17 protein-coding genes are annotated in these 18490 nt (G+C 42.8%); 9 read left to right on the top strand and 8 right to left on the bottom strand.

The window, feature by feature from the left end:
• The first annotated feature begins 7 nt into the window (after positions 1–7).
• From ACX17N_RS05655 to uca, 3 genes are read left to right on the top strand one after another with little or no spacing between them, the layout of a single operon-like run.
• Positions 8–751 carry an urea amidolyase associated protein UAAP1 gene (locus ACX17N_RS05655; RefSeq protein ID WP_458891581.1) on the top strand — a complete coding sequence of 248 codons (744 nt, stop codon included), beginning with the start codon at positions 8–10 and terminating at the stop codon, positions 749–751.
• Positions 752–769: 18 nt separating this feature from the next.
• On the top strand, positions 770–1420 hold the full coding sequence (locus ACX17N_RS05660; protein WP_458891582.1) for an urea amidolyase associated protein UAAP2: 651 nt from the start codon (positions 770–772) through the stop codon (positions 1418–1420).
• Between the two features lie 5 nt (positions 1421–1425).
• Positions 1426–5031: an urea carboxylase gene (gene uca / locus ACX17N_RS05665; protein WP_458891583.1), complete on the top strand. Its 3606-nt coding sequence runs from the start codon at positions 1426–1428 to the stop codon at positions 5029–5031.
• A 53-nt stretch (positions 5032–5084) separates the two neighbouring features.
• On the opposite strand, the gene ACX17N_RS05670 is transcribed toward uca, so the two are convergent.
• Positions 5085–6953, bottom strand: coding sequence for an AAA family ATPase (locus tag ACX17N_RS05670; RefSeq protein ID WP_458891620.1), 1869 nt, complete (start codon positions 6951–6953; stop codon positions 5085–5087).
• 256 nt (positions 6954–7209) lie between these two features.
• Between ACX17N_RS05670 and ACX17N_RS05675 the strand changes: the two genes are divergently transcribed.
• From ACX17N_RS05675 to ACX17N_RS05685, 3 genes are read left to right on the top strand one after another with little or no spacing between them, the layout of a single operon-like run.
• A complete protein-coding gene (locus ACX17N_RS05675) occupies positions 7210–7341 on the top strand; it encodes a hypothetical protein (protein ID WP_458891584.1) in 132 nt (43 codons plus the stop codon).
• Between the two features lie 3 nt (positions 7342–7344).
• On the top strand, positions 7345–7782 hold the full coding sequence (gene nikR, locus ACX17N_RS05680) for a nickel-responsive transcriptional regulator NikR (RefSeq protein ID WP_458891585.1): 438 nt from the start codon (positions 7345–7347) through the stop codon (positions 7780–7782).
• Between the two features lie 18 nt (positions 7783–7800).
• Complete coding sequence (locus tag ACX17N_RS05685; RefSeq protein WP_458891586.1) at positions 7801–8823, top strand: ABC transporter substrate-binding protein; 1023 nt, start codon at positions 7801–7803, stop codon at positions 8821–8823.
• 64 nt (positions 8824–8887) lie between these two features.
• Here the strand turns inward: ACX17N_RS05685 and ACX17N_RS05690 are convergent, their stop codons facing one another.
• From ACX17N_RS05690 to chrA, 6 genes are all read right to left on the bottom strand, one after another.
• Positions 8888–9220 carry a DMT family transporter gene (locus tag ACX17N_RS05690; RefSeq protein WP_458891587.1) on the bottom strand — a complete coding sequence of 111 codons (333 nt, stop codon included), beginning with the start codon at positions 9218–9220 and terminating at the stop codon, positions 8888–8890.
• Between the two features lie 12 nt (positions 9221–9232).
• Positions 9233–10123, bottom strand: coding sequence for a hypothetical protein (locus ACX17N_RS05695; RefSeq protein ID WP_458891588.1), 891 nt, complete (start codon positions 10121–10123; stop codon positions 9233–9235).
• Positions 10120–11124 carry an isopenicillin N synthase family dioxygenase gene (locus tag ACX17N_RS05700; RefSeq protein ID WP_458891589.1) on the bottom strand — a complete coding sequence of 335 codons (1005 nt, stop codon included), beginning with the start codon at positions 11122–11124 and terminating at the stop codon, positions 10120–10122. The genes ACX17N_RS05695 and ACX17N_RS05700 overlap by 4 nt, the downstream gene beginning before the upstream one ends.
• A gap of 75 nt (positions 11125–11199) precedes the next feature.
• A complete protein-coding gene (locus tag ACX17N_RS05705; protein ID WP_458891590.1) occupies positions 11200–12084 on the bottom strand; it encodes an ABC transporter ATP-binding protein in 885 nt (294 codons plus the stop codon).
• On the bottom strand, positions 12084–13028 hold the full coding sequence (locus tag ACX17N_RS05710; RefSeq protein ID WP_458891591.1) for an ABC transporter permease: 945 nt from the start codon (positions 13026–13028) through the stop codon (positions 12084–12086). Before ACX17N_RS05710 ends, ACX17N_RS05705 begins: the two co-directional genes overlap by 1 nt.
• A gap of 147 nt (positions 13029–13175) precedes the next feature.
• Positions 13176–14528: a chromate efflux transporter gene (chrA, locus tag ACX17N_RS05715; RefSeq protein WP_458891592.1), complete on the bottom strand. Its 1353-nt coding sequence runs from the start codon at positions 14526–14528 to the stop codon at positions 13176–13178.
• Positions 14529–14885: 357 nt separating this feature from the next.
• Between chrA and ACX17N_RS05720 the strand changes: the two genes are divergently transcribed.
• Both ACX17N_RS05720 and ACX17N_RS05725 read left to right on the top strand, forming a co-directional pair.
• The gene (locus tag ACX17N_RS05720) at positions 14886–15764 is read left to right on the top strand and encodes a homocysteine S-methyltransferase family protein (RefSeq protein WP_458891593.1); all 879 of its coding nucleotides are present in this window, start codon (positions 14886–14888) and stop codon (positions 15762–15764) included.
• 9 nt (positions 15765–15773) lie between these two features.
• On the top strand, positions 15774–17096 hold the full coding sequence (locus tag ACX17N_RS05725) for a basic amino acid/polyamine antiporter (protein WP_458891594.1): 1323 nt from the start codon (positions 15774–15776) through the stop codon (positions 17094–17096).
• Positions 17097–17218: 122 nt separating this feature from the next.
• Here ACX17N_RS05725 and pcaU read toward each other — a convergent pair whose 3' ends face one another.
• A complete protein-coding gene (gene pcaU, locus ACX17N_RS05730) occupies positions 17219–18043 on the bottom strand; it encodes an IclR family transcriptional regulator PcaU (RefSeq protein WP_458891595.1) in 825 nt (274 codons plus the stop codon).
• A gap of 279 nt (positions 18044–18322) precedes the next feature.
• Here pcaU and ACX17N_RS05735 point away from each other — a divergent pair.
• On the top strand, positions 18323–18490 hold a 168-nt coding region (locus tag ACX17N_RS05735; RefSeq protein WP_458891621.1), incomplete at its 3' end, for a CoA-transferase.

Here is an 18490-nt window from a genome sequence, read left to right on the forward strand (position 1 = left end):
AACAGCAATGGGCTTACAGCAATATCATAATAACCAAACACTCTGGACTGAAGTGCTGCCCGGCGGGCATCACTGGTCAGGGCGTATTCAAAAAGGTGCAGTCCTTCGTTTTAAAGCACTTTCTGCACATGCCAATGTCTCACTGTTCTGTGTCAATGCTGCCGATAAATTAGAACGCTTTAACATGCCAGACAGTTTAAAAGGTCAACATACCGCTTACTTAAGTGCAGGGCATGTACTGTATTCAGACCTTGGGCGGGTCATGGCTTCCATTGTCACTGATGAACATGGCTGGAATGATGTGCTCTGTGGTGCAAGTCGTGCCGAACAGATTGCAGCCCAGTATGGTCGTAAAAGCTTTCAAGATGCGCGGAATAGTATGTATCAAAGTGGGGTAGATGGTTTGTTGGTTGAAATGGCGAAGTGTTCTTTAGCACAAACCGACTTAAGTGCCACCCTAAATCTATTTTCCAAAGTTGCGCCGAATGATGCTGGTGAACTCTCTTATGTGACCGCGGACAATACCGATCAGGTGATTGAACTGCGCTTTGAAATGGACTGTTTGCTGTTCTTGTCTGCTGCACCGCATGCTTTAGATCAGAATTCAACTTATCAACCTGCGGACATTCAGCTTTCTCTATTTAAAGCCAATCCTTTAGATGAGCATGATCTCTGTCGTGATTCATGTGCCCAAAACCAACGTGCGTTTCAAAACAATGCACGTTATTTCGCTTTATCTGATGTTTGCTAAGCACACGGGAGAACAGTCATGACAGTATTACAACATTTTGAAAAAACGATTTTAACTGAAGTGTGTCCTGCGGGTGAAGCATGGATGTGTGAAGTAAAAAAAGGGCAGTACTTCCGCATTATCGATTTAGAAGGTAATCAGGCGGTGGATACCTTGTTTATTAGTGCGGAAAATCCAGAAGAACGCTATAGCGCCACCGATACTTTGGCGATGAATCGTCAAATTTATTTAGAAAAAGGCACTACGCTGTACAGTAACTTGGCACGTCCGATGGCCGTGATTCATGATGATAACTGTGGTCGGCACGACACTTTGGGTGGTGCATGTTCTTGTGAAAGCAACACCGTGCGTTATGCACATGAGACTTACCCAATGCATAGCTGCCGTAATAATTTCATGTATGCCTTAGCCAAACATCCTGTCGCGTTAAAACATGGGCTGAATGTGCGCCATATTGGTCCGAATATTAATTTCTTTATGAATGTACCCGTGACTGCGGAGGGTCATTTGAAATTTGAGGATGGTATTTCTGCTGCAGGAAAATATGTCGAAATTCAGGCCGAGATGGATTTGATTGTGCTGATTTCCAATTGCCCACAGTTAAATAATCCATGTAATGCCTATAACCCAACGCCCATCCAACTGATTGTTCGTGAAGCTGCGGAGTAAGTGCCATGTTTAAAAAAGTTTTAATTGCCAACCGTGGTGCCATTGCTTGCCGTGTGATCCGCACCCTGAAAAAATTGGGGATTCAATCCGTCGCGGTCTATTCAGAAGCCGACCGTGATTCTTTACATGTGACCATGGCGGATGAAGCAGTTTGTATTGGCGCTGCACCCGCCAGTCAAAGTTATTTAAATATCGAAAAAATTCTGCAAGTGGCACAGCAAACGGGGGCAGAAGCAATTCATCCGGGTTATGGTTTTTTATCGGAAAATGCTGAATTTTGTGACTTATGTGAAGCCGCAGGCATTGCCTTTATTGGTCCCACTTCTGCACAAATGCGTGATTTTGGTTTAAAGCATACGGCTCGTGAATTGGCCATTCAGAATCAAGTCCCGCTTTTACCTGGAAGTGCTTTATTGGCAGATGAAGCTGAGGCATTGCTTGAAGCAGAACGCATTGGCTATCCTGTGATGCTAAAAAGCACCGCAGGTGGTGGGGGCATTGGCATGCGTTTGGTGTGGAATGCTGAAGAACTAAAAGAGGCCTACCAAACAGTATCTTATTTGGCACAAGCCAACTTTAAAGATGCAGGTTTGTATTTAGAAAAATTTGTGCAGTATGCTCGTCATATTGAGGTGCAAATCTTTGGGGATGGGCAAGGTCAGGTCTTGGCTTTGGGTGAACGCGATTGTTCGGTACAGCGCCGTAACCAGAAAGTGATTGAAGAAACACCTGCACCGCATTTGTCGGATGAACAACGTGAGTATCTTCAACAGGTCGCGATACAACTGATGCAATCGGTGCATTACCGTTCGGCAGGGACGGTTGAATTTGTCATGGATACCGATACGCAAGAATTCTATTTCTTGGAAGTGAACACGCGTTTACAGGTAGAGCATGGCGTGACGGAACAAGTCTATGGGGTCGACTTGGTAGAATGGATGGTGACCTTGGCGAGTGGTGATTGGACTGCGCCAAAGGAAGCTTTACAGTCACATGGGCATTCGATTCAAGTGCGTTTATATGCCGAAGATCCGATTAAAAACTTCCAACCCAGTGCAGGGCTACTCACTGAAGTTACATTTGATCCAGATTGCCGTGTGGAAACTTGGGTGGAAACAGGTTCAAATGTCTCCTCTTATTATGACCCGATGATTGCCAAAATTATTGTGACTGCAGCAGATCGCGCTGCTGCAATTCAGGCCATGAGTGCCAGTCTAGCCAATACGCAAGTGGCAGGGATTGAAACCAATCTCGAGTATTTGCAGAACATTGTGGCGGGAGACGTATTTCAAGCAGGCACGCAAACCACACGCTTTTTGAATAGTTTTGAGTGGAAAACCCAAAAGATTGAGGTGCTACAGGCCGGTATTCAAACTTCGATTCAGGATGTGACTGGGCGACTAGGCTACTGGGATGTCGGTGTACCACCATCTGGTGCAATCGACCCATTGTCTTTAAATATTGCGAATCAATTATTAGGCAACGCAAAAAATACTGCGGGTTTGGAATGCACCCTTCAAGGTCCGAGTCTGAAATTTCATTGTGATAGCCAAATTGCGCTGACTGGCGGTGAAATGCCTGCAACCCTTGATGGGGTGGTTGTGCCGATGTGGCAAACGGTGAATGTCAAAAAAGGTCAGGTACTGAAATGTGGCAAAATTACCACGGGTTGCCGTAGCTATATTGGGGTGAAAGGCGGCTTTAAAGTCCCTGAATATTTAGGCTCACAGGCGACTTTTACCTTGGGTCAATTTGGGGGGCATGCAGGACGTAATTTATTGGTCGGGGATATGCTGCCCATTACGGCATGTAGTGACCAAATTAACAATGCTTTAAGCCTAGAACAAATTCCAGCATTTAATTCTACTTGGGAAATTGCGGTCATGTATGGTCCGCATGGCGCACCTGACTTTTTTACCAATCAAGATATTGAAAGCTTCTTTGAGCATGAATTTGAAATTCATTTCAACTCCAGCCGTACAGGTATTCGCCTGATTGGCCCTAAACCTGAATGGGCACGCGAAGATGGTGGTGAGGCAGGCTTACATCCATCCAATATTCACGATAATGCCTATGCCATTGGTGCGATCGACTTTACTGGCGATATGCCAATTATTTTAGGGCCTGATGGTCCAAGCCTAGGCGGTTTTGTGTGTCCTGCGGTGGTGATTCATTCTGAGCTTTGGAAATTGGGGCAGCTCAAAGCGGGCGATAAGGTCAAATTTATTCCTGTCAGTTACCATCAAGCCAAGCAGCTCAATCTAGATTATCAAAGCATGTTGGATGCAGCATCCCCTGAAGGCATTCACTACGAACAAGTTATTCAAGCTGAACCGATTACATTAAGCCATTTAATTTTAGATACCTTTAAGGGCGATGCTATACGTCCAGATGTGGTTTATCGTCCTGCGGGGAACCATTACTTGTTGGTAGAATACGGAGAATTGGTACTGGATTTAAATCTACGCTTCCGTATTCATGCCTTAATGCAATGGATGAAAGCACAAAACATCAAGGGTATTATTGATTTAACCCCAGGCATTCGCTCGCTGCAAATTCATTATGATTGTTTGGTGTTGGATCAAACTGATTTGCTGCGTTTGCTGGAAGTCGCAGAAGAACAACTCCCGAATATTGCTGAAATGCAGGTACCTTCACGTACTGTGTATTTGCCTTTGGCTTGGGAGGATTCGCAAACGCAATTGGCAACAGAACGCTATAGCCAAATTGTGCGTGCGGATGCACCGTGGTGTCCAGATAACATTGAATTTATTCGCCGTATTAATGGTTTAGATTCGAAACAAGCCGTAAAAGATGTAGTGTATAACGCCCGTTATTTGGTGATGGGACTGGGCGATGTGTATTTAGGCGCACCAGTGGCAACACCACTCGACCCACGGCAACGTTTAGTGACCACCAAATATAATCCTGCGCGGACATGGACCCCTGAAAATGCGGTTGGTATTGGCGGTGCTTATATGTGCGTATACGGCATGGAAGGTCCGGGCGGTTATCAATTTGTCGGGCGTACCACACAAATGTGGAGTCGCTACCGTAAAAATGCCAATTTTGAACAGGGTAAGCCGTGGTTACTGCGCTTCTTTGATCAGATTAAATTTTATGAAGTGTCTGAAGCCGAATTGATGCAGATGCGTGAAGATTTTAAAGCAGGACGTTTAAATCTTCGTGTTGAAGAAGGCGTGTTGAACCTAAAAGAATATAACCAATTCTTACAGGAAAATGCTGAAACTATTCAGACCTTCAAGCAAACCCAACAAAACAATTTTGAAGCGGAGCGTCGTCGCTGGCATGAAGCAGGCTTGGCGGAATATGTGTCTGAAAGTTTAGATGCTGTGGATGATGGTGAGGCGGTTGCCATTCCCGATGGTGGTTGTGCGGTGGAATCGCACATGCCCGGTTCAATTTGGAAAATTGAATGCCAAACGGGAGATGTGGTGGAAGAAGGGGCAACTTTGGCTGTAATTGAAGCCATGAAAATTGAGATTCCAATTTTGGCACCTGAACGCATGAAAGTTGAAGCTATTACCATTGAAAAAGGGCAAACGGTGAAAACGGGGCAAGTGTTGTTTACATTGGCACCTGTGGCTTGATTGTTTTTCCCTAACCTTTCTTTTAGGAGAGAGGCTAGGGAAGCTCAATAGCTTTAACGATTACATTTTTCTATATGCTCAAAAATCTTTTTGCAAAGCTCTGTCGCTTTAGGAGTGAGTTGCCAATCAGGTTTTTCATCAAAATCTTTAATAATTTCGCGGCAAAAATCTAACTTGTATTTAATAGTTCCAACTCCATTACCATCAGCAAATGCAGGTTTGGAAGATTTAGACTTTGGCTTTTTGATTTGAGCATCAAGCAGCTTACCAATCCCATCCTCTGCATGATCAAAATAATGTTCATCGGTAATTTGATCAATGAGCGCAATATCATAGCTTTGAGTAGTAGATTTATACATTCGAGAAAACCTAGATTTTGCTACGCGAATAATGGATTCTTTAGGTAATGTATTTTCAGTTTCTTTACATTTTAAAATGAAATAATTTTCAGATTTCAATTCCTTTTTTAAAATGGCTACACGATCAGCTTTGCCTTGGATATCTCCATCAGCAATCAAAAGCATTTCACTTGCAACAGCCTTTGCACTTAAACCTTTGTCATCTAGATGGTCGGAATAATCATCACTAAAAGACCAATGCACGAGATTACTTCCTGCGTATTCCACAAAGGTATAGTGATAATTTGGCATAAAGCGGCGGTATTTCTTATATAACTCTTCATTGGAAGTTTTTAGTTCGCTTAAATATTTATCCATATATTTTGTGATATAGAGACGGTCAGTAATACCTTCGACCCAAATTGTGCAATTGGCTAAGTACACAGAAGAGGGTTTAACCCCTAAAGAGGCAAGTAAATCTCGATCTCGGTCACAGAGATAAATTTTAAAATCAAACTTGCTTAAATCATCCATATTTTGTTCTTTAACAAACTTTTGAATGATGACTTGGTCTGACTCATCTGCCATATCTAAAAGATGGTTTGAGTGAGTCGTAAAGAAATAATAGTGCTTAGTTTCATTTAGATAAAAGTTCATGAGCTGACGAACCATACCTGCATGCATGTGTAATTCAGGTTCTTCAATAAAAAATGCATGTACGTCTTTATTTTGGGTAAAAGCTTCAAAAGTTAAAATGATTGCTTGTTGTAAGCCATCACCTAATTGAGAAATTGGGAACTGTTTGTCTTTACCAATTTTGATATTCACTACATCTTGGTCATGCTTAGGTATAAGTGAGACGGACTCATTATCAAAAAAATACTGACTCAATTTTTCTTCATATTTCTTAATGAGTTCTCGCTGCTCAGGTTCACCGAGTAAATGAATTTTTAATTCGTGATAAAGACTTTCTCCTGTAATGATATTTTTTGAGTTAAATTTTTGGGTATCTTTGAAGTAATCCTTTTGAGCACGTTCAATATAAGGCTGTTTATTTTCAGTTTCTGTGACAGGGCGCATACCTCTTAGTGTTGGAAGGTAAAATTTTATAGTTCCTAAATTTAATTTAGAGGATTGTTGATGCTGTTCTTTAAATTGAAGCTGTAGTTTATTAGGATGAACATTGCTTTCAAACATATTCAATTGATTCATCTGAGTTAAATGATCTAGACAATTTCTAAAGTGATTTGCTGTATTTTCGCTAGAGAAATCTATACTGTCTTTAAATACTTTTAACTGTGAAAGAAAGTCGTTGTATGCTGGTCGTTTTCTTAAATTTTCATATTTATTATTATTTTCAATTTCTTGTGCAATAGAGAAAAGCTTTCTAAATAAGTGTATCTGATAGCGTTGAGGTTTGATTGTACTTCTAAAAAGATTTCTTAAAAATCGACTCTTCCCCGCATTATTCTTACCAATAAAAAAATTCAACCGTTTTATTTCTATAACTTGGTCATACTTTTCTTCATTATCTGCACTATAGTCTTCTAAATTTTCAGCCCAATAATAGAGTTTGTTGTTCATCATTTAAATATTCGTAAGTTTTTTATAAGCACATGATATTACATAAGAATAAAAAATTGAATCTGATCTCGGAAATATCAAATTATGTCTAATGCTTTGTCTTGCCCCGATTTAGAACAAGATCAAATTTACTGCACAAATATTAAGCTTTTTTAGCCATTATCACCCTAAATATCCTTCATCAAACTGGCACGCTTTCTGCATTTATTGGAGTAATACAAAATTCGAATTTGGTAATACCAATAAGGAGCCAGAGATGCAAAAACCGCATAACCCAGCCAAGAAGGCATCACAGCTCTTTAAACAATTTTTATTGGAATTGCTGAGTGTACGAGCAGGTTTTTATATCAAGCAAGATCCTCATCATCCTCAATCTGGGCGGAAGTAAATCGTGCCTAAACCAAAACTTGCGCGAATTAGCGTGACTGTTCCTGAAAGCACCTTAAGCGCATTGGATCAGAAAATTGTCGAGCAAGGTTATGAAAGTCGCTCACAAGCCATCGTCGACATGATTCACAAGCATTTAGTGGCCGTTGAGGAACAACAAAATGCGGTCATGGTGGGAACTTTAACCTTGCTGTATGACGCCAGTTCCATGCCCTTACGAGTGCAGTTGATGGATCTGCAACAGCAATATCTAGAACAAGTGATTAGTTCGCTGCATATCCAGCTAGATGAACAAAAGATTATGGAAGTCATGCTTTTGCAGGGCAAAAGTGCCGAATTAAAGCTCATCAGCCAGCAATTTATTGCCTTGAAAGGGGTCATTAACGGACATCTTGAACTGATGGATGCGGTGATGCCACCCATTCCACAAAATATTGAATAATCTAAGGGGAACCTGAAAATGATGAAAAAAGCAGTATTATCAATGTCAGTCGTTGCGGGTATTTTACTTTCGGGGTGTGACAATACCGCCAAAGTGCCTGAAGCTGAAAAGAAGACTGAAACAACAGCAGCGACACAGCCCATGACCATTGGCTATAGTGACTGGCCGGGTTTTGTGGCTTGGCAAGTGGCGATTGAAAAAGGCTGGTTAAAAGAAGCAGGCTTAAATGTCGAATTTAAATGGTTTGATTATTCAGCGTCATTGTCGGCATTTGCAGCGAACCAGTTAGATGCAGTTTTGGTGACCAATGGCGATAATTTGGTGACCGCTTCGGGGGGAACCAAAGGCATCATGATTATGGCAACCGATTATTCCGCGGGGAATGATGTGATTATTGCCAAAGAAGGTATTAACAGTGTTGCAGACCTTAAAGGCAAATCGATTGCGACGGAAAAAGGTCTGGTCGATCACCTCTTACTTTCTACAGCTTTGAGCGATGCCAACATTGCACCCAACGATGTGAAGTTGGTCAATTCAATGACCAATGAATTACCACAGGTGTTCGCCAGTAAAGAGATTGATGCCATTGCGGTATGGCAACCTGTGGCGAATCAGGCACTTAAATCGGTTGCAGGTTCTAAGATTATCTATACTTCTGAAGATAAACCAGGTCTGATTTATGACACTTTAACGGTAAACATGAGTCATTTGGCAGCCAACAAAGAACAGTGGGCAAAGCTGATTCAGGTTTGGGATAAAACCGTGAAATACATTAATGACCCTGCAACACATGCCGATGCCGTTAAAATTATGTCGAATCGCGTTGGGGTTGACCCACAGCAGTATGAACAGTTTATTGGAGGCACACATTTACTGGATGTTGCAGCCAACAAGAAAGTGTTCACCAAAGGTTCAGGCTTCGATTCGATTTATGGTTCAACCTACCACGTGAATGAATTTAATGTGAGTAATGGTATTTATAAAGCCAAATTGGATGTAGATGGTTTAATTTATCCAGAATTGGTGCAAGCAGCACAATAACAAGAAGCAGAATATTAAAATGCCCAGTCTTTTAATCTGGGCATTTTTTTTGTCTAGAAAAATACTAGAGCTGAGTGCTTTGAGAAAAAATATTAATCACTAAAATGCCTGAAATCATGAGTGCCAAACCAATCAGCGCGGGGATATCCAGTTGCTGCTTAAAACCGAACCAGCCGACGAGGGAAATGAGGATAATGCCTGCGCCTGACCAAATGGCATAAGCAATTCCCATGGGGATGGTTTTGAGTGTTAAAGACAGGAAATACAAGGCAATCGCATAACCCAGTACAGTAATGCACGAGGGGAGTAACACACTAAAACCTTGTGATGCTTTTAGCGCTGAGGTGGCGATGACTTCTGCAATAATCGCAATGCTTAAATAGAAAAAAGCTATCAATGTTTCACCTGCTTAATATGTGGCTTGAGCATGATGTAACAGATGCTCTGCTTCTTGTGTGAGCCAAGTTTGGCTGTCTAATGATGTAGCGGTTTGGGTTTGGAACTGAAACTGTGGTCGATACATGTCGACTTTGAAATATAAGGCGTAGTTTTCTCCTGCAATCTCTTTGATTTGCAGAAGGGTTTGGCAGTCTAGGACCTCAAAATCATCGAGCACAAAAGGCTGCTGTACGCGCTGGTTTTGCGTGCTGAATTGAACCCCTGTCGATAATGAACCCACTGAAACCTCAAATTGATTGATGTGTTCCAAATCACCCCCAGCCTGATTTGCCTGATCTAAATGGTTGAAGGATGCTAAAGCTTGCTGATTTTGTGGCAGACGCGATTGGGCATAAGCCACCCAATCGCCACAAATAATCAGTCCCGCATCGAGCTGAACGGGGGTATTCGACTCTAGATGGATGGCTTGGTCTAAACGCAGTCCCAAATACATGCCCTGACTGGCTTGCTGACGCCAATCTTCTACATAGGCATTACTTGGGCTAAATTCTAGAATGCAGTTGCCAATGCAGTGCAGTTTGGCAGGTTCAGGCCATTGGATGTGATTTTGATAATTGGCGTGTGCTTCTACCTGCCAAGACAGTAATTGCTGTTCGGAATCCCACAAGGTTTCCCCAATCCAGCCCTGACGTTGCAAAATTGGCGTATTCTTGGAATCTTTCAGGCGTAAATCAATGGTGAAGGATGCAGACTGGAACCAGTAAACAATGGTTTTTTCATCGGTTGCGCCGTTAAAAAAGTTGATGCTTTTACGTCGAAAAGCACCCAATACAGCCTGTGGCAGCGTGACACTGCTTAAATCTGTTTGAGCTAAATGGTGACAAAGTTCGAGCAGATTCATAAAACCTCCTTGTGTTCATTTAGCCCAAAGGTATACAGCGGGCGGGCATTTTTCAGCACAATTTCCCCTGATGCGACCTTTTGTTTTAGGTAATTAAAGGTTTGCGCGGTTTGATTAAATAGATGCTCACCGCCTATCAGTGGGGCATAACGTGGTTGCGCGGTGTCGATGACGGGTTGAATCAAATAGTCATAATCGCAAGAGAAGAATAAGGGGAAGGAGTAACGTTCTTGTTGAACTTTTTTGACACGATGTTTAGTCGCCAGATAACGGCCATTGGACAAAATTTCCATCATGTCGCCAATGTTCATTACCAAGGTGTTTTCGAGTAGGGGAATGTCGATCCATTCGCCTTGTTTATTCAAGACTTGTAATCCCGGAGCCGTCGGTAATAGTAGCGTGAAGCATTCATAATCGGTATGTGCACCAATCCCTTCACGATCCTGTGCTGCGGGATTAAAGGGGTAATGGATGAGCCTTAGCTGGCTCGGTGCGTGGGCAATATGTGCATCAAAAAAATGCTCGTCTAAGTCTAATGCAAGGGCAAAGCAGCGAAACAGTTGATGTCCAATCTGTTTCAAATGTTGATAATATTCAGCTACATGTAATTTAAAATCAGGAAAATCGGGCCATTGCGTCGGACCGAGTAGGGGGCGTCGGCCGTCATGCAATAGATAGTCATAGTTCACATCATAGGATTCTTTTAAATCATAGCTCTGACTGACAAACTGTTCTTCCCCAATCGGCACATAGCCACTGTGGTTTTCAGACTGACCAATATAATGCCGCATTTTTTCGCTTTCATCCAGAGCAAAATATTGCTCGGCTATACGGCACAGATTTTGAAACAGTTCAGGGCGGAACTGATCGCCCCGCAGATATAAAAATCCCACATCTTTACAGGCTTGATCGAGGGCTTGTGCCACAGCAAGGCGATCTTCCAAATTGGGGCTATTGAGTTGTGAAATTTCTACCAGTGGTAATACATAATCCTGTTGCATGTTGATCACCAAGCGTTGGTCGTCCAACCTATAAGAAAACACTTTGGGTCGTCCCAAAGGCTATGCGGTGTCATTTTACTTTTGCGTACTAATTTGGGTCATACGTGGAATTTTTGGTAACTCTGCTAAAGCAGGGTCGAGTTCATCTTCTTGGGCATGAACCAAGGCATCCACGCGTTCTCTTAATTGTTTGAATTCAGGGCTTAACATCAGCTCTGTATTGCGTGGGCGGGGTAAATCCACTTCAATAATTTCTTTAATTTCCCCCGGATTGGCTTTCAGCGCGACAATACGGTCTGCCAGTAAAATCGCTTCATCCATATCATGCGTGACAAAAATAATGGTGATGTCGATGTTCTGCCATAAATCCATGAGGTGCTTTTGCATTTTTTGACGCGTATGTGGGTCGAGTGCACCAAAAGGTTCATCCATCAGTAAAATTTTCGGTTGATTCACCAAGGCCCGTGCAATGGCAACCCGCTGTTTCATGCCGCCTGAAAGTTGATGCGGGTACTGATTTTCATATTTTTCTAAGCCGATAATATTGATCCATTCCCGCGCATGTGCTTCTGCCGAGGCATGGCTGGCACCTTTCATGAGCGGACCAAACATCACATTTTCTTTGACGGTTTTCCAAGGGAACAAGGTATAGCCCTGAAATACCATACCCCGTTCTGGGCTTGGGCCTGTAATGGGCTGACCATCCACCAAGAGTTCACCGCTGTGATAAGGGTCGAGCCCAGCCACGACACGGCTAAAGGTTGATTTACCACAGCCTGAAGGCCCAATCACGCAGATAAATTCACGTTTATGCACTTTTAAATCCAGTTGATTTAAGACTGTGCGCTGGGTTTTACCATGTTGAAACACTTGGGTCAGTTTCTTGGCTTCCAGTATGACAGGACGTTGATAAATCTGATCAAAATAGTGCTGCGCGTTATAGTTTTCTGTTGGATTCATTATTTTGCTCCTGCTTTCCATTTAAACAGGCGTTCGCCCAATTTCATTAAAATCACGTCACACACCAAGCCAATCACCCCAATAATCAGAATGGCGGCATAGACGTTGTCAAAGTTTTGGTAGCGGGCTTGTTGGGTAATAAACCATGTAATCCCAGATGTGGTGCCGATCAGTTCAGACACGATTAAATAAGTCCAAGCCCAACCGAGCAGTACTCTTAAATCGCGATAAATATCTGGCAATGCCGCAGGGATGACCACATGGAACAAGCTTTTCATTTTGCTGGTGCCAAGCGTATAGCCAGCTTCAATTAAGCCTCGATCCACCATGCGGGTGGTATTGGCAATAATCAGAATCTGTTGAAACAGCGTCCCAATCACAATAATGGCAATTTTCGGTGCATCATTAATGCCTAAAATAGCCACCGCCAAAGCGCCAAAAGCAGGTGCAGGCAAATAGCGGAAAAATTCAACAAAGGGTTCGGTTAAGGTGGAAATTTTTAAAGAAAAACCGCAGAGGATACCTAAAGGAATGCCAACCAGTGAAGACAAGAAAAAGGCACTAAACACCAGTTTAATACTGTGCCAGAGACTTTGATGAAACCATGGAGCATCAGCCTGCACAGGTGGTGTGGTAAAAGCAGTCACTAAAGCAGTGGCGACTTGGTCAGGTGCTGGTAAGTAAATCGGGTTGACCAGTTTGCCTTGCGGTGGCGCATCACCATGATTGACGGCATTTTGTGCTTCATTGTAGAACAAGGCTTTATCGACGCGGCTATCGACCTGAAAATAAGACACACTGCCTGAATCGGTAATTTGCACTTGCGGATGCCACACAAAAGGTAAGTAGCTGACAGCACACCAAATTAAGAGTGGAATCAGAAACGAGCAAAAGCCCAGAATCAGCTTGTTTTTGTGGTTAAGTTCTGTTGCAACATAGCCCATATTGCTTGCCTGCCTAGTATTACGAATTTTGAAAAACGTAATACGATTAAGCAAAATAGATGCCAATGCTTTAAATATCGCCTAACTTCTTCGAGTCTTGAAACTTTAAGCTTCACAGGTTCGCGCGGCTGATCAAAATCTATGGTCTTATATGAAATACGCGGGCAGACCGAGCAGAGCAGTCATGACAATGACGCGTATGATGCTTAATTTAAAATAGAACAGCAATGTTGCAGCAAGCCCAGTTAAAAGCAGGGCAACCCAATCAAACTGCGCACTAAAGCCTTGCGGCCATAACACATGATATGCAAAAAATAATCCCAGATTGAGAATTACACCAACCACTGCGGCGGTAATTGCCGTTAAGGGGGCATGCAGTCGAATGTGTTGCTGGGTAGTTTCAATAAGGGGGGCACCAACCAAGATAAAAACAAAAGAAAAAAGAAAGGTAAACCATGTGGCAATACATGCTCCGATGACCCCAGCCAAGAATAATTGCTCACCGCCTAAAAGTGCCTGCGTGTATCCTCCCAAGAAACCGACATAGGCAACAATCATAATTAAGGGACCGGGGGTACTTTCTCCTAAAGCCAGACCATCTATCATTTGGCTGGCACTAAGCCAGCCATATTGGTGAACAGCCCCTTGAAAAACATAAGGCAACACGGCATATGCGCCACCAAAGGTCAGTAATGCCGCTTTGGTAAAGAACCAAGCCATTTGCGTATAACTATGCTCCCAGCCTAAGCTCAGACTGAGACCCAGTACAGGAACCATCCATAACAGTGCTGCACTGACAAGAATGATGATGAACCGATGCCATTTAAACTGAGTATGTGCTGGAGCTGGATTGGAGTCATTGATTAGTATTTGCATATCTTCATTTGATGAACTAGCTTCAGCCGTGTGGGCTGAGTCTAGGCTTGTTGGAGCATATTGACCCAGAAAATAGCCTAAGCATCCTGCGCTAAAAATAATCAAAGGGAAGGGTAGTTGAAACACAAAGAGTGCGACAAAGGCTAGAAGGGCAATCATCCACAGGGCTATACTTTTGAGGGTACGCTGCGCAATCCGATAGGTGGCATGAAAGACAATCGCTGTTACCGCTGGCTTAATACCATAAAACAGTCCTGCAACAAGCGGCACATCACCATATTGAAGATAGGCCCATGCAAGTAAAATGATGATGAATAAGGAGGGAAGAATAAATAACAATCCTGCGATGATTCCCCCTAGGCTACGATGCATGAGCCAGCCCATATATGTGGCTAATTGCTGTGCTTCAGGACCCGGGAGCAGCATGCAGTAGTTGAGTGCATGTAAAAAACGCTTTTCTGAAATCCATTTTTGCTTTTGTACTAACTCTTCATGCATCAGTGCAATTTGACCTGCGGGACCACCAAAACTGATCCAGCCTAATTTCAGCCAGAACTTAAGTGCCTGCTTAAAAGGTACAGCGCTTTGTTCATTAGCGACTGGTGTATTGTGTGGTTGCTTCATGCAGGCTTAACCCTAAATCATGCGGTTATGGATTGGTCATCATGCCAAGCTTCACGTGCTGGCTGTATTTATAGGTGTCATTATGCTGAAGTATTCTTTCAAAGCGAAGAAATTCACATACAAAAAAGCGCGAGTGAAAGAATCGGGATCACTTATTTAAGGTGACGCATTTTGGGCTGATCAATGAATGATGGCAGACTTGAAAATGGCTTTAAAATTGGCCTGATGAATCAATTACTTTATGAGTAAAATAAATTTTGATTAGCTGAAATAAAGATATTATTTGGAGGATTCGAGCATTAAATCCTATTAGATATTCTCTATAATCAGCATCTTTGTTTAATAATACTTAACTTTATGAAAATTTTAGATGGTGGTTTTGGTCGTGAATTGGCTCGTCGTGGTGCGCCGTTTAGACAACCTGAATGGTCTGCATTGGCTTTAACGGAAGCACCAGACATTGTGAAGCAAGTGCATTTAGACTTTATTCAAGCGGGTGCAGAAGTCATTACGACCAATAATTATGCGGTGGTTCCTTTTCATATTGGGGAGCAGCGCTTTGCCAATGAAGTCACGAGCTTGGTGAAAGTTGCCGTGACGCAAGCCAAAAAAGCGGTTGCAGAGAGTGGCAAACAAGTACGTATTGCAGGGTGTTTACCACCATTATTTGGTTCTTACCGTGCCGATCTCTTTCAAGCAGCGGAAGCTAAAACCCTAGCTGAACCGATTATTGCCGCGCTTGCACCGGATGTGGATTTTTGGCTAGCCGAAACTCAATCTTGCCTTGAAGAAGTCGAAACTGTACATGCTTTATTGCCTCAGGATGGACGAGAGTTCTGGGTGTCATTTACCTTGCAGGATGAAATTCAGCTTGAGCATCCATTGCTACGTTCTGGCGAAAGTCTTGAGCAAGCAGCGGAATTGATTACTCGACTGAATGCCAATGCCGTACTGTTTAATTGTTGTCAGCCTGAAGTGGTCTTACAAGCCATTGGCGAAATTAAAAAGCTACTGCCTGCATCGGTGCAAATAGGGGCTTATGCCAATGCCTTTCCACCACAAAACAGTGAAGCCACAGCCAATGATGGTCTAGATGAAATTCGCGCTGACCTCAATCCTGCGTTGTATTTGAGTTTTGCCAAGCAATGGCAAGCTGCTGGGGCAACGCTCATTGGAGGCTGTTGTGGTATTGGACCCGAACATATTGCAGAACTTTCTCAATTTTTTAAACAGTAATACTTTCTTATGTCTACAGCTAAAATTGGCTTACTCTCCTTAACCGCCTTGGTATTTAGTTCAATGGTCGGTTCAGGGGTATTTAGTCTCCCGCAAAATATGGCTGCAGTGGCAAATGGTCAGGCATTGCTGATGGCTTGGCTCATCACTGGTGTGGGCATTTTGTTTCTGGCCTTTGCCCTGCTTTTTTTAACACGACAACGCCCAGATCTTGATGGTGGCATTTATAACTATGCCCGCGAAGGATTTGGAGAGCTGATTGGCTTCTGTTCTGCTTGGGGTTACTGGCTCTGTACCACCATTGGTATTGTTGGTTATGTGGTTATTGCTTTCTCAGGCGTTGGGTTATTTACCGATAGTCCTGAACATGTCTATTTTGGTGAAGGTAATACCCTATATGCTTTAATTGGTTCCTCTATTTTTGTTTGGATTGTGCATTGGCTGGTGAGTCAGGGCATTAAAGAAGCCGCTTTGGTCAACTTAATAGCCACCGTTGCCAAGATTGTGCCTTTGGTGGTTTTTATTGCCTGTAGTTTTGTCGCGTTCAAACTGGACTTATTCAAGCTCAATCTTGTTGATTTTTCCTTACAAGTTCCTGTTTGGGAGCAAGTGCGTAATCTGATGCTGATTACTTTATGGGTGTTTACAGGGATTGAAGGGGCAGTGGTTTTATCTTCCCGTGCCAAGAACAGAAGTGACATTGGTCGTGCCACCGTATTGGGGGTGCTGCTGGCCTTAAGTTTCTATGTCATGGTGACAGTACTGGCTTATGGTGTGGCAGGACGTGCAGAAATTGCCAATATGCATAATCCCTCTATGGCTACCATACTGGCGCAACTGATTGGGCTACCCGGCACGATTATTATTACGCTTGGCTTGATTATTTCGGTAAGCTCTTCGTATTTAAGTTGGACCTTGTTTGCAACAGAAATTCCGTTTCTAGCCGCTAAAAATAGGGCTTTTCCTGCCGTGTTCTTAAAAACCAACGCCAATGGTGTGCCGATTGCATCGTTGTGGCTCACGTCAATTGTGGTACAAGGTTCTCTCATCGCCGTGTGTTTCTTTGATAAGAACTACACGCAATTGTTGCTGATTTCATCGGTGATGATTCTTTTGCCGTACTTTTTGGTTTCTGCCTTCTATTTAAAAGAATCGCTGAAACATAAGCGCGGTAAGCATATTGCGATTGCCGTGGTTGCTGTGATCTATGCAGCGTGGTTATTGTATGCAGCAGGTGTTTCATTACTTCTATTGTCTGGTTGCTTATACTTATTCGGCTTATTGATCTTTTTCTATAGCCGATATAGCCAAAAAGCTGTGGTATTTGAATAATCAACACCATATATGAGAGACCGCTATTTTTTAGCGGTCTCTCATTTTTAAAATGCAAAAATGGCAGATCTAAGATTCAACCTGCAAACTAAAAACCTTCATTTTTTATCCTTAATTTCTTTTTATAAAATATTACGTAACTCACGTGCCGTTTCTTGTAACAAAGGCAAAATATGCTGAATCAGATATTCCTTGGTGGTTCGAGTCGTAGGCGACACGATATTCAGTGCGGCAATCACTTTGGATTTTTGCTCATAAATCGGCACGGCCAGTGCATGTACCCCTAATTCATGTTCTTCACAGGAATAACACCAGTCTTGTTCTTTAATTTCATGGAGTAAGTTTAAAAAAGTTTCATTATCGGTATGCGTGTATTTGGTGAGTCGTTGTAGTGGGTATTTTTCAAGCCATTCGAGTTGTTCATTGGGTTCTAGATGGGCCAGTAAAATTTTCCCTGCCGAGGTTGCATGGGCAGGTAGACGATTTCCTAAGTGTAGACCATAAGGATTAACCCGATCCGTTTGTTGATGCGCAGCACTGCGGGCAATGGTAATTGCTTCATAACCGTCGAGCACCATGACCGAAAAAATCAGTGACGTTTGGTTGGTGAGCAGGTTAAGCAAGGGCTGAGAAATTTTAGGAAGTTGTGCGCCGCCCAGGTAGGCACCTGAAAATTTGAGAATTTTGGGGGTGAGATAATAATAATGCCCATCCGACTCCAAATAGCCCAAATACTCCAGTGTTAATAAATGGCGCCGTGCAGCCGCGCGGGTCATCCCCGTTCGTTCGGCAGCCATAGAAATATTTAAGCGATGACGGTCTGCACCAAAGCAATCAAGAATGGCCATACCCTTACTAATACCCGCCACAAAATCTTCATGGCGAATGGTTTTTTTATTGTCCTTATTTTGGAGCAGTTTTTCAGCTTTCTGCAATTCCTGATCCATCTTGGTGATTTCCTTATCGCTGTTGTGCTTTTAATTTTTACTATAGCGTGAAATCTGACTGAAAAAATCAGGTTTTGTTCGATAGTGGGTAAAATTGTTCGATCATCGAACAAAACCAAGTGTAAGCATCTAGTTTAATCTGAATAAAAGATAAAAAATGAACACATAAGGAAATCGAACTAAAAGACTAGGGAATGTGGTTTTAGCAGTATTACTCTCCAGTATAAGTTAGTTTTCCGCGCCTTTTCAAATTTGCATGATGCACAATGGAGTTATCTAATGATAGATAAAAGTGCAGCGACCTTAACGGAAGCGCTCTCCCAGATACAAGACGGTTCAACCATCATGATCGGTGGTTTTGGCACAGCAGGCCAACCCGCTGAACTCATTGACGGGCTGATCAAGCTTGGACGTAAAGACCTGACCATTGTCAGCAACAACGCCGGC

The sequence above is a fragment of the Acinetobacter sp. GXMZU3951 genome (genome assembly GCF_054457875.1).